General features: G+C 43.4%; 14 protein-coding genes and 1 riboswitch. Of the genes, 6 read left to right on the top strand and 8 right to left on the bottom strand.

The annotated features are described in order from the left end of the window. The first annotated feature begins 39 nt into the window (after positions 1-39). Positions 40-741, top strand: coding sequence for an NAD-dependent protein deacylase (locus Len3610_RS00970; protein ID WP_176446305.1), 702 nt, complete (start codon positions 40-42; stop codon positions 739-741). 577 nt (positions 742-1318) lie between these two features. Next, positions 1319-1507, top strand: a complete 189-nt coding sequence (locus Len3610_RS00965; RefSeq protein WP_176446304.1) for an aspartyl-phosphate phosphatase Spo0E family protein — start codon at positions 1319-1321, stop codon at positions 1505-1507. Positions 1508-1553: 46 nt separating this feature from the next. Here Len3610_RS00965 and Len3610_RS00960 read toward each other — a convergent pair whose 3' ends face one another. From Len3610_RS00960 to Len3610_RS00945, 4 genes are all read right to left on the bottom strand, one after another. Continuing rightward, positions 1554-1817, bottom strand: coding sequence for a hypothetical protein (locus Len3610_RS00960; protein ID WP_176446303.1), 264 nt, complete (start codon positions 1815-1817; stop codon positions 1554-1556). Positions 1818-1938: 121 nt separating this feature from the next. Beyond that, complete coding sequence (locus Len3610_RS00955; RefSeq protein ID WP_176446302.1) at positions 1939-2856, bottom strand: DMT family transporter; 918 nt, start codon at positions 2854-2856, stop codon at positions 1939-1941. A gap of 554 nt (positions 2857-3410) precedes the next feature. After that, a complete protein-coding gene (locus Len3610_RS00950; RefSeq protein ID WP_176446301.1) occupies positions 3411-4217 on the bottom strand; it encodes a hypothetical protein in 807 nt (268 codons plus the stop codon). A gap of 84 nt (positions 4218-4301) precedes the next feature. Beyond that, a complete protein-coding gene (locus Len3610_RS00945; RefSeq protein WP_176446300.1) occupies positions 4302-4487 on the bottom strand; it encodes a hypothetical protein in 186 nt (61 codons plus the stop codon). 138 nt (positions 4488-4625) lie between these two features. After that, a riboswitch (SAM riboswitch) is annotated at positions 4626-4722 on the top strand. A 100-nt stretch (positions 4723-4822) separates the two neighbouring features. Between Len3610_RS00945 and Len3610_RS00940 the strand changes: the two genes are divergently transcribed. Both Len3610_RS00940 and Len3610_RS00935 read left to right on the top strand, forming a co-directional pair. Further along, positions 4823-5563 carry a cyclase family protein gene (locus Len3610_RS00940; protein WP_176446299.1) on the top strand — a complete coding sequence of 247 codons (741 nt, stop codon included), beginning with the start codon at positions 4823-4825 and terminating at the stop codon, positions 5561-5563. Positions 5564-5603: 40 nt separating this feature from the next. Next, positions 5604-6710 carry a 5-methyltetrahydropteroyltriglutamate--homocysteine S-methyltransferase gene (locus tag Len3610_RS00935; RefSeq protein ID WP_176446298.1) on the top strand — a complete coding sequence of 369 codons (1107 nt, stop codon included), beginning with the start codon at positions 5604-5606 and terminating at the stop codon, positions 6708-6710. 168 nt (positions 6711-6878) lie between these two features. On the opposite strand, the gene Len3610_RS00930 is transcribed toward Len3610_RS00935, so the two are convergent. The 4 genes from Len3610_RS00930 to Len3610_RS00915 form a co-directional block, all read right to left on the bottom strand. After that, positions 6879-7724: a cytochrome c oxidase assembly protein gene (locus tag Len3610_RS00930; protein ID WP_176446297.1), complete on the bottom strand. Its 846-nt coding sequence runs from the start codon at positions 7722-7724 to the stop codon at positions 6879-6881. A 151-nt stretch (positions 7725-7875) separates the two neighbouring features. Next, the gene (locus Len3610_RS00925) at positions 7876-9258 is read right to left on the bottom strand and encodes an FAD-binding oxidoreductase (protein WP_176446296.1); all 1383 of its coding nucleotides are present in this window, start codon (positions 9256-9258) and stop codon (positions 7876-7878) included. A gap of 18 nt (positions 9259-9276) precedes the next feature. Beyond that, positions 9277-9663 carry a VOC family protein gene (locus tag Len3610_RS00920; protein ID WP_176446295.1) on the bottom strand — a complete coding sequence of 129 codons (387 nt, stop codon included), beginning with the start codon at positions 9661-9663 and terminating at the stop codon, positions 9277-9279. A gap of 140 nt (positions 9664-9803) precedes the next feature. After that, positions 9804-10214, bottom strand: coding sequence for a GNAT family N-acetyltransferase (locus tag Len3610_RS00915; protein ID WP_176446294.1), 411 nt, complete (start codon positions 10212-10214; stop codon positions 9804-9806). A gap of 247 nt (positions 10215-10461) precedes the next feature. Between Len3610_RS00915 and Len3610_RS00910 the strand changes: the two genes are divergently transcribed. Both Len3610_RS00910 and Len3610_RS00905 read left to right on the top strand, forming a co-directional pair. Continuing rightward, positions 10462-11055 (top strand): TetR/AcrR family transcriptional regulator, encoded by a 594-nt coding sequence (locus tag Len3610_RS00910; RefSeq protein WP_176446293.1) that lies wholly within the window; start codon positions 10462-10464, stop codon positions 11053-11055. Further along, positions 11052-12290: an MFS transporter gene (locus Len3610_RS00905; RefSeq protein ID WP_176446292.1), complete on the top strand. Its 1239-nt coding sequence runs from the start codon at positions 11052-11054 to the stop codon at positions 12288-12290. Before Len3610_RS00910 ends, Len3610_RS00905 begins: the two co-directional genes overlap by 4 nt. Positions 12291-12320 lie beyond the last annotated feature (30 nt).

The raw sequence follows: 12320 nt of genomic DNA, 5'->3' as shown, positions 1-12320 counted from the left end.
TAACGAGGAGAGCTTAAAATTAAGGAGGTATGCACCAGTATGCGAAATTGGTTAAACGAATCCAATCATACGGTCATTTATACCGGTGCCGGCATGTCAACCGAAAGCGGCCTGCCTGATTTCCGTTCCTCTGGCAGCGGATTGTGGCAGCAGGAGGATCCAAGCAAAATCGCCAGTACTGACGCTTTGAACAACAATGTAGATGCGTTTATCGATTTTTACCGGACACGGGTACTCAGCGTAAAGGATTACAAGCCGCATAAAGGGCACCATATTTTAGCGGATTGGGAAAAACAGGGCCTGATCAAGTCAATCATCACACAAAATGTTGACGGTTTTCATCAGAAAGCTGGCAGTCATAATGTTGCTGAGCTTCATGGAACTTTAACAAAATTGCACTGCCAATCATGCGGCAAAGAATATAATAGTGAGGAATACGTCAACAAGGAATTTTATTGTGAATGTGGTGGTATATTGCGCCCTTCTATCGTTTTATTCGGGGAAATGCTGCCACAGGAAACGTTTCAATTTGCATTGTCTGAAGCGGAAAAAGCCGACTTGTTTATCGTACTGGGTTCTTCACTTAGTGTAACACCGGCCAACCAATTCCCGCTCATTGCCAAGGAAAATGGCGCCCGGCTGGTCATTGTCAACCGGGAACCGACTGAGCTTGACAGGTACGCAGATCACGTCATTCACGGCCGGGAAATTGGTAAGGTGCTCGCGGAATGGAACAGTTAACGTGGCATGCGGCAGTTCTCCAGAGAAAACGGACTGCCGCACATCGATGTTCAGGTTGCTTTTTGCACCATTGACCGGTCAAATTCTGCGGCCGATTTTTGGCCGGCCAGTCCCATTGTCAGATCCATATCGGCAATCATATTTTGCAGCACTTGTTGAACGCCTCCCACTCTTCATAGACGACGGGAAGCCTGTCAGGATTAGGATTTTGCATCGTTTGGTAGATTTGAAACTGCACTTGGTTACCAAAATTGGACATCGATCAAAACGCCTCCTTTATACAAATATATTTCCATTATATTATGAATTATTCGTAATTTTAAATCATTTCCAACTGTTATATAACTTTTATTTAAAAGACAGTCTTTTTTGCTATTTCCGCCGGTCTTTTTATGACATATCATGATCTAATCTAACGCTGCATTTTATCTTAAAATGAAGGTGTATGTCGTTTTTTGTAAGGTTTTGACTTTCTTTGCAGAATCTATTGCATTTTATTTCACTAATGGCATAATAGATTTTGTGCGATTAAGGCAAAGGTCCTAGTCATTTTACATATCTTGAAAGGAAGGTTAACATGCAAGCTTTCGAACCAAAGCCATTTCGGAAAATATTAAAATTCCAAATCCTCTGCAAAAAGAGAGAGATGATTGATTTGGGGATGAAGTATGGCTTAACTGACCAAAGAACGATACAATGCAGTCAGCAGCTCGATTATCTATTGAACTTATATAGTAAAGAGAACAAACTTGAACCAACTGGATGATATCGATGAAGGATGTTACATCATAAAAAAATTGCTGGAATCAGGATTAATAATAAAGGGATTTAATAGTATCCAAATCAGTTAAAAACTGTTCAACTTCTTCCTGGTTTAAACGGATAAGTATTTGATCATACAAGGTAAGAACTTGACCATCAGGGTCATGTTTTTTTTTACTCAGATAATCAGACAGGTTCGTCAACTGTTTTTCATTAAGGGTTGTTTCTGTTGAAAGATGTTTTACTTGTTGTAGTATAAATTCCTCAGTCTGTTGATCGAATTCACCGGATATTATCTCTCCGCTTAATGACATGATTTCACTCCTGAATATTTAAATGGGTCTTATTAGTTTACCCAAAATATGCGGTTATATTAAAAGTTTTTCAGCTGAGATTTTACCTTCAGTTTTGACTGGCACGCGCCATATGCAAGCGTCAATTTGCCTTTTTCCGAACTGCTGATTTTCCCGTTTTGCTGCTTTGTTTTGTCGTCAGCATAACACCAAAAATGACCGCCAAAGCGCCAATAACCTTCATTTGCGTGATCATTTCGCCCAGCCAAAGGTACGCTCCAATCATCGTAACGATCGGCAGGAAGTTTAAAAATACCGGCGCCTGTGAAGCACCCAAAATGCCGACAGCGCGATTGTAAAAAATTAATGCAATGAACGATGGAAAAATACCGAGATAAGCTAACCCCGTGATGTTCGATGGCGCTGTTAATTCACCCGGTATTCCGACAATAAGCCATTCCACAACGACAATCGGCAGAAGCACAATGATGGAAATCCCGCTCATCGTCAAGAGTGCACCAAACTGCGGGAATAAAGGCATATATTTTTTGACCCAAATGGAGTAGGCTGCCCATGAGCCAATGGCACCAATCATAATCGCATCACCTATGTTCCAGTTCATATTGGTAATCGAAAAAATATTGCCATCCAATACAACCCAAACAGCACCGATAAGCGACACCAACACCCCGATGATTTGCACATTCCGCAGTCTTTCTTTTAACAGGACTGCACTTAGCACAATAGTCACGACAGGTATGACAGTCTCCAGCACGGATACATTCGTGGATGTTGTAAACTGCAGTGCCCCGTAGATGAACGTGTTAAAAAACGTGATACCTGTCAGTGTCATGATCAAAAATGGCTTCTTATAGTCGAAAAATTTATGCCGATATTCCCAAGCACTGCGAAGGCCAAATGGCAACATAACAATAAACGCAACCACCAAACGGAAAAATGCAATCGTAAATGGCGGCAGCTCGTTAATAGCTCTTCCAGTCAGTATATTGCCTGCATAAAAAATCACAACAAAAAACATCATGATATACGCATGGACCATGGAATTCACCCTTTATACAGCAACAGCAATGCTCATCCTTGTGAACCCTCCACCTAAATCACAGTGAAGGGGACTTCCTGGCAAATCTGTTAAAAATATTTGAAAACCCTCTCCTTCAACTTAACAGAAAAAATCAGAACTGCACACTGGTTAGGGTATTAAAAGAGGTTGGGACATAACCAAAATGATCAATTCTAAAGATGAACAATAAATTACTTTAGCGGAGGAAATATACGGAGACTCCAGCGGGAGGATAGGCATAGGTGAGACCCCGCAGTGCGCAAGCAATCTTTTCTGCGAGGAGCGTATGCCTCGCCGAGATTACTTGCAACGCGACGAGCACGAGGAGGCTCACCAGCCGCCCGCGGAAAGCGACGAGCGAAACACCCACCGAGTAAGCTACGAGTTGCGAGGAGTGCTGCTTCTCCGACCTCCCTTGCAACACGACGAGCACTAAGTATATTTCCGTAGCGGTATATATGCACCAACTTAAGTTCGGATTTTCCTCTAGTAAAAGCGCTTTTGTCCCAATCTCTTCACAATTATCTTTTCACTTAATCAGCAAGTTTGCCTTTCGAAACTTTTAAATACTGGCCATCTGAGACATTAACATTATATTTTCCATTGAAAATGTTATTGTCAACAATTTCATTATCGCCGACAGGACCGGATAATATGGCTGTATAGCCTTCACCCATGCTTTCAATCGTATATTGGTTTGGTTCGATATCATCGCCAATTTTATACATTCCGGATTCCTTATAGTCTTCAGCACCATTCATCTGTTCATAGAGTTCTTTGGCCCCGCTGACATTCAACTCTTCAAATGCATCGACACTGACTAATACGCCATGTGTTTCCAAATTCGCAGCGCCATGCACATATACGTATCCGAAGCTATCAAAATTTTCATTATCGATAATGTTACCGGCACTGTCCGTTTCGCTATAATATTTGCCGCTGCCATCAAATGGAATGAACGCATATTCCCCTTCTGGAATGTCGCCTTCAACGTAAGAGCCCGTATCAAAAGCTAATCCTTCATCCATCAGCTCAACAACTTCTCTGAGTGCTTTTTCCTGAGGTGTTTCTTCAACAGTTTCTTCCTCGACATTCTCTTCTGTTGACTCGTCAGTTTCTTCCACTTCTGTATCTGCTTCAGATGTATTTGTTTCTGTTGTATCTGTTTCATCGGTATTCCCTGACGTATCTGTATCATTATCTTCTGTTGTTTCCGTTGCATCTGTTTCCGCGGCAGCCTCATCTTCCTCTACATCATCAGAATTTACTGTCCCAATTGCTATTATGATAATAACAGCAACCACCCAAACCCAAATCTTCTTATACCACGGCTTTTTCATTCGGATTTCCTCCCCTTGTTTTAATAAGTTCTTACATTTCTAATCTTAACAAGGAGGGTATACACAAAAATGTATGGGTTTACTTTATTTCTTCGTTTCCGGTTTTTTCAGCAGCTTCACAAGTCGAATAAGACTAATCGCCCCAATAATGACACCGAGAGTCATATAAAAAACCTGGAAGTCACTCATGGCGTATGAAAAAACGATTCCGACTGAAACCAGTAATATGAAAATATGAAAACCAATCTCAAATTTTGCTTCCCCGCTCAATTATTGTCCTCCCCGTCTTTGTCATTAGCTTATAAATATTTTAACATAATAGAGCTCACACACTCCTTTTGAAGATTGTTCTTGACATTCAACCATAACGGGTGTAATCTGTTCATTAATACATAACTGAATAAATCGTTCTTATCCAGAGAGGTGGAGGGACTGGCCCTTTGAAGCCTCAGCATCGGTCTATGACTGTGCTAATTCCAGAAAGCGTTATGCTTACAGATAAGAAGAGTGAATGACTATGAATTCAAGCCTCTTCTTATAGGAAGGGGCTTTTTGCATTGTCATGTTCGTTATGAATTCAATAAATATTTAGATGAGGTGGGAATATGAGCAACACATTGATCGAAGCAATCAATTTATTAAAGGAAAAGGAATGGGTTGATTTAACGCATGCATTCGGACCAGATTCACCCCATTTTTCAGCTTTTGATCCGGCAGATTTCAAGACACTTTTCGACCATGATGACGGGTTTTTTGCCCAGCAATTTACGTTTCCGGGGCAATATGGGACACATATCGATGCCCCCATTCACTTTGTCCCTGGTGATCAACGTTATGTGCATGAATTAGAGCTTCAGGAGTTAGTGCTGCCGCTGATCGTTATTGACAAATCAAAAGAAGCCGCCGAAAACCATGATTTCACACTCGATTCAGATGATATTCTGAAATTCGAGGAAGAACACGGCGAGATTGAATCGGGTTCGTTTGTTGCGCTGCGTACTGACTGGAGCAAACGGTGGCCGAATCAGGAATCATTCGACAACAAAGATGATGAAGGTAACAGTCACGCACCCGGCTGGTCGGTGGAAGCACTGCAATTCTTATTTGAACAGCGGAATATCAAGGCAATCGGTCACGAAACATTCGATACCGACTCAGCCGTTGATTTCCAGAAAAACGGCGCACTCGTAGCCGAATATTATGTGCTCGACCAGGACACGTTCCAGGTGGAAGTCATGACCAATCTTGATAAAGTCCCCGCTAAAGGTGCCATAATTTTCAACATTGTGCCAAAAGCAAAAGGTGCAACCGGATTTCCGGTACGTTCCTTTGCTATTTTGCCTTAAAATATTTATGAAAACTATACACACAGAAAGAAGGATTAAAATGACTAAAACACTCACAAAAGCACCATTCCGTGCAGACCACGTCGGCAGCCTGCTGCGCCCTGATCGCCTGCACGAAGCAAGAAGTGAATTCAAAAAGGGCAATATTACCGCTGATCAGTTACGAGAGGCGGAAAATACAGAGATTAAACGCGTCGTCGAAAAGCAAATTGAGTCCGGCTTACAGGCTGTAACCGATGGCGAGTTTCGCCGCACATTTTTTCATCTTGATTTCATGGAGCATTTAAACGGATTTGAAGGCTACGTTCCTGAACAAGGTTATGCGTTTAAAGGTGAGGAATCGGAAAAACGCAATGTGTGGAACACCGGTAACATTTCCTTTAATCCGGACCACCCGTTTTTGCAGGATGTCAAATATCTGATTGACACTGTTGACGCCAGGGCGGATGTGAAATTTGCCATCCCTAGTCCGAATATGTTCTTCAATGATGGCATCCGTAACCCGGACATATATCCGGATTTGGAGACGTATGCGGAAAATATCATCAAAACTTATCAGGATGCAGTCCAGGCTTTTTACGATGCCGGCCTGCGCTACCTGCAGTTTGATGATGTTTATATTGCCGGTCTGGGTTCTGACAACGTACCATGGAACGAGGATCCGGGTGAAGAACGTGATTATCGGATAAACCTGGCAGTCCGTGTCCTGAATGAAAGTCTGGCGACAAAACCGGATGACTTAACGGTGACCGTGCATTTATGCCGGGGCAATTATCGCTCTACATGGGCGTTCGAGGGCGGATATGACCGCATAGCGCCTAAGCTGTTTGCAAAAGGCAACGTCGATGGGTTTTTCCTTGAGTATGATGATGAACGCTCTGGAAGCTTCAATCCCCTTAAATACATTCCGGAAAATGGACCACGCGTTGTGCTTGGTATCGTGACATCGAAGTCGGGCGAACTGGAAGACAAACAGGACGTTGTTGAGCGAATTAAACGTGCATCTGACATCGTGCCACTGGAACAGCTCTGTTTAAGCCCGCAATGCGGATTTGCTTCAACACACCATGGCAATGAACTGACCGAGGAAGAGCAGTGGGCCAAGCTGAAATTTATCGTGGACGTAGCTGAAGAAGTTTGGGGATAGCAAACAACTAAAAAAACAGCTTGCAGCCATTGATGCCGCAAGCTGTTTTATTTAAATTTAATTTCAGGAGAAGTTTCCAACTTTGAAATCGGCTAATTCAGCGATTTCTTCAAGTCTGACTTCCGGCCTCTGACCTCTGGAAAGAAGAGGCTGGGCCTGAGTTTTTCTTTATCGTTTTTTCCATCTATTTCGCTTGTTGTGTTCATTCAATTTGATGGGAATGCCTTGAACAACGACTGTGTCATCATCGACTTTCCCTTCGTTTTCCTCCTCACGCAATCCCCACATTTTCAGCAGGTAAAACAGGGCGAACGAATAGCTTGTCAACTGCATGAATTTCAGTACCCCGCCTGCAAGATGCTGATCATAAACAGCCGTCAACGCAGGAATCAGTTCACCTGAGACCGCCGTATACGAGGTGTAGACCGGATCCTGCAAAACCAAAAGAAAGATTCCGATCGGCATGAGGAACAACGCCATAAAAAATACATAAACGAGTCGCTTGAAATAACTATGATCAGCCACTTCCTCCGAAGGCTCGATAATGACCCACCATGTAAGAAAAGCAAACGTAACCAGCAGCACCTCATAGAAAAACTGCAGTATATTCCCGTGAATGAAATTAAAAACTGACGGGACAAAAAATAGTGTGACAAGTCCATTAAACATGATCGCCAGTGGCCAAGGGTACTTAAATAGCATTTTTGCTATTTTTGACCGTCTGTGGCGCCAGAAAAAGACTGCCAGATATTGCTCCGGCAAACTAAGGATGAACAACGGCACTGTCATAAAAAACGTGACGGAAAGCTGCAGTATAAGCGCACTGAACAAATAGTTGCCGGCAATGACAGCAAAAGGCGTCCCTTTTACCAAAACAAACAAACTGACCGCTATGAAAAAATACATCATTTGTGTGTTTGTTACATTATAATAGGGTGATTTGATAATGGTTTTGAATATACCAATAACAGAGAAGCACTGCTGCCGCCAGCGTAACGGGGCCCACCAATTCATACCATGCATGATCAGCTAACAAAGAACTCATTCTGAATCACCACCATTCTGCCGCCATTAGGCTTGTATTTCTTATAGTTTACCAAATGATGCAGAAAATTTATACAGAATGAGCTTATCATGCGTTTCGACCCGAATATCAGCGCTTCACTTAATTTATAATTTTTCCTGGATTCAGCATGTCATCAGGATCAAGAGCATGCTTGATTTTGCGCATGACACTGAGCGCCTCGCCATGTTCGCGTTCCTGGTATTTTTGTTTTCCTGTTCCGACGCCATGTTCACCTGTACATGTACCGCCACGTTCAAGTGCATAGCTGACAATTCGCTCGTTCACTTGGTCCGCACGCTCAATATCATCCGGATTGCCTGGATCAAGCATCAATAAAATATGATAATTGCCGTCCCCGACATGCCCGACAATACCGCCGGAAAGCCCGGATTCACCAATAGCAACCCGCGCGTCTTTCACAGCACCGGCCAGTTCGGAAATCGGCACACAAACATCTGTGACCATCTGCTTTCTGCCCGGATGATTGTGAATGAATGCGTATGCTGCATTGTGACGTGCTTCCCACAGCTTATTGCGCCCGGCAGTCTCCGTTTCAAATTCAATTTGCCTGCAGTGCATATCATTCACAATTTCTTCCATAAACTCGATATCATGCTTCAAGCCCGCCTCATTCCCGTGCAGTTCAAGAAACAATGTTGGCACTTCATGATAACCGGTTTCACTATATAAATTCATCTGTTTAATGGCTTCCTGATCCACCAGCTCCACGCGGGCAATCGGAATTCCAGCCTGCATAACAGCAATCACTGCATTTACGGCATCATCAACACTATCAAACTCAGCTCTTGCAGCCATAATGTGCTCAGGAATGCCAATGACTTTCAATGTCAGCTCAGTGAAACAGCCCAATGTCCCTTCTGAACCGATGAACAGTCCATTCAGATTATAACCGGACGATGACTTAGCTGCCATGCTGCCGGTATGTATAATCGAACCGTCCGCCATCACAACTTCCATATCACGCACATTATCACGCATGATGCCGTATTTTACTGACGTTGTGCCACTGGCATTTGTTGACGCCATTCCGCCAAGTGTCGCATCCGCACCAGGATCAACCGTGAAAAACAGTCCGTACTTTTTCAACTCTTTTTCCAGCTGTGAACGGGTAACACCTGGCTGCACTTTGACAAGAAAATCATCTTCCCGTACTTCCAAAATCTTGTTCATGTTGGCAAAATCAATCACAATGCCGCCCTGCTCCGGAATAACATTCGCCTCAAGACTGGATCCGTAACCATATGGCACAACAGGTGCATCGTACGCGTTTGCCAATTTCATTATCTTACTCACTTCATCGGCATTTTCCGGAAACACGACAATGTCCGGCAACTGTGGTGTGTGGTACGATTCATCCGAACTGTGCTGCTCCAATATGGTTTCATTTGTCGTCACACGTTCGTTTGCCAACACTTCCCGCAGTTCCTCCACCAGTTTCGTTTTCGTTTGTGTCCCCTCCATATAAAACGTCCTCCCTCTTTATCTTGCTTGTGAAATCTGAATCAGGTTCCCGCACGTATCATCAAAAATCGCAAATGTTACCGGACCTGCTTCTGTCGGTTCCACCGAAAATTCGACGCCGTGTTTCGTTAAACGGTCATATTCCGCTTGGATGTCATCCACGACAAAAGATGTTATTGGAATCCCTTCTTCATAAATGGCCTCCTGGTAATTTTTCGCCGCATCGTTATTATTTGGCTCCAACAGCAGCTCCACACCATCCGGCTCTTCCGGTGATACAACGGTCACCCATTTGAAATCCCCTGCCGGCATATCCATTTTTTTCTGAAAGCCAAGAACTTCCGTGTAAAATTGAAGCGCTTTATCCTGGTCGTCTACGAATACACTCGTGATTTTAATCCGCATTGTAATCCTCCATTCTGTTACGTCTATTATAGCAGGAATGATGGGTTATTTTAATGTATTGTGTTATATATGTCTGAAAAGGACAACATACTCGGCAGAAATTTTAAATATATCGTTTTCAATTCAATTTGAAAACTGCCTCATTCCAACCTGGCAAAGGCAACCGCATCCCCCTGATCGCATGATTCGAATCCGTGCTTTTCATAGAAGGCTCTTGTAACCGATTCATCATGTGTCAAAAGAACCTTCTGCCGCACATTCTGATATTCCAGCAGGAGTTTTTCCATTAATTGTGAGCCGACACCAGTATTTTGATAATCCGGTAAAACCAGTATGTCCTGAATATAGATAATCGTACACCCGTCACCGACAGCCCGGATCAATCCAATAAGCTGATCACCATCCCAGGCAGTGATGACTTTCAGTGAGTTTTTTATCGACTCTACCAATCGCGGCATATCGTTTGTATAGGCTGTCCACTGAACACTGCTATATAAGTATTTCAATTGATCCGGGTTTATGTTGTTTCTTTCTTTAAGGACCAATGCCATATTTTCAGACTCCTTTTCATATGGGATAGCTTAATAAGATTGTTCACTTACCTTTTCGGTCTTCCGAATGACTTTAGCGGAAAGCTGTAGATTCAGCCTGCTTCTGAGTCAATAATTTAAACTGCATGATGTTCTCCTCCTCTTTCTTCACTTCGATATCCACTTTAATAAATCCTTTATTGCAAATACGAAATAATTTAACTATAATAAATAATTGATTAATCAATCATTTAAAGGAGCCCTTTAAATGGCGAAACCAAAATCCAATGAAAAACGTGAAGCAATTTTCCAGACCGGATTAAAGCTTTTTGCAGAAAACGGTTATTCCAAAACGACGATTAAAGACATTGCCCAAGAGGCCGGTGTCAGCTTTGGGACAGTTTTTACCTATTACGAAAACAAAGCAGCACTACTCCGGGCATGTGTAACCGAACCGCTTCAGGAATTTAGACAACATATGCTAGCCGCACGCGAAGAGCTTGAATCTATGACGTTTGAAACTTTTAACAATCTGGTAGACCGGCATATTGGACTCTTTATGGAAAAAGAGCAATACTTACGGGTCGTCCAGTATGTTATCGGCCAGCCGGAACGCTTTGATGAAATGGAAGTACTGGACGAATTTGCAGATGAGTTCCGTTCTTTCACTAAAAGTATTGTTGAAACCGGGATGGATAAGGGGTTTTTACCGGAAAGTAATCCAGAAGAGGTAAGCTACGGGTATCTGGCGTTTCTTATGGGCATGCGCCTGAGTTTCACCGACCACTCCAAGTCCCATCAAACCAGTACATTTAAGAATCAGGCACTTCGCCTATTTGGGATCCAGGAGGTACATCAATGAAAAAATTCAGGCAGCTCCATCGCTCCATCAGAATACGTCTTTATCTGCAATTCGTCACCACGATGGCAACGATGGCGATCATGCCGTTTATTGCCATCTATTTCAGTCAGCTCGTCGGAGCAGCCATTACCGGTATTCTCGTCATCCTGGTCATTGGTTCGGGAATTGTTGGCGGTTTCTTCGGCGGTTACGTGTCTGACCGGATTGGCCGCAAAAAACTGCTGGTGCTGTCCGAAACGGCAATGGGGCTTTCATATCTGGCAATTGCTTTCTTTAACTCCCCCTGGACCGTCATGCCATATGTCAGCTTTGTGCTTTTCATGATCAACATGTTTTTTAGCGGTCTGTACATTCCTGTGTCGACAGCAATGATTTTCGATCTTGTCGGTAAAAATGAGCGGAATTTTGTTTTTACTGCCCAGTACTGGATTTCCAACTTGGCCATTGCAATCGGTAGCATAACCGGAGCATTCCTGTTTGAAGACTATCTTTTTTATCTGTTTCTGACAGTCGCAGCGGTCACCATCATATCCGGAGTCATCACCTATTTCTTCATCAGTGAGACATTTGTAGCAGTCGATACCGGGAATACCATGAAACCTGCTTCCATATTCGCCAATTATCGAGCTGTTTTTAAAGACCGGACGTTCATGATGTTTATGATCGCTTCAATGCTTGTCCTGTCGCTTGAAAGTCATTTGACCAATTATATTGCGGTTAACCTGGAACGAAATATGGCAGAAACGACTTGGTTCGGTTCATTTACAATTAGCGGTATCAATATGACAGGCATCCTGCAAGCAGAAAACACATTAATTGTGGTGTTTGCGGTGGGGGTTGTCACATGGTTCATTCGAAGGACATCTGATTACAGCAGACTGATTTACGGGATGACGGTCTATGTCGTCAGTTATGCATTGCTCAGTTATACTGTCTCGCCATCACTTCTGGTCGGGTTTATGGTGCTGATTTCCCTCGGTGAACTCATCCTGATACCTGTTAGGCAAAGCTTATTGGCAGAGCTCACACCCGATTCACAGCGCAGTTCCTACCTGGCCATTGACAGTTTCATGGAGCAGGGCATGATGATCATTGGTGGTGCCGCCATTACAATCGGGGGAATCGTGCCGGGCTACATGATGAGTTTAGGATTTCTGGTGCTGGGAATGGTTGGTGTTCTGCTCATGGCATCGATTATGAAGCAGCCGCAAGAGCAGGAGCGAATCTCAGGGTAGTTATTCTGCCCGGTTTTCCAGCATCCGGGC

The sequence above is a fragment of the Lentibacillus sp. CBA3610 genome (genome assembly GCF_013373365.1).
GTDB lineage: Bacteria > Bacillota > Bacilli > Bacillales > Amphibacillaceae > Lentibacillus.
This window is presented reverse-complemented; position numbering and strand designations above follow the sequence as displayed.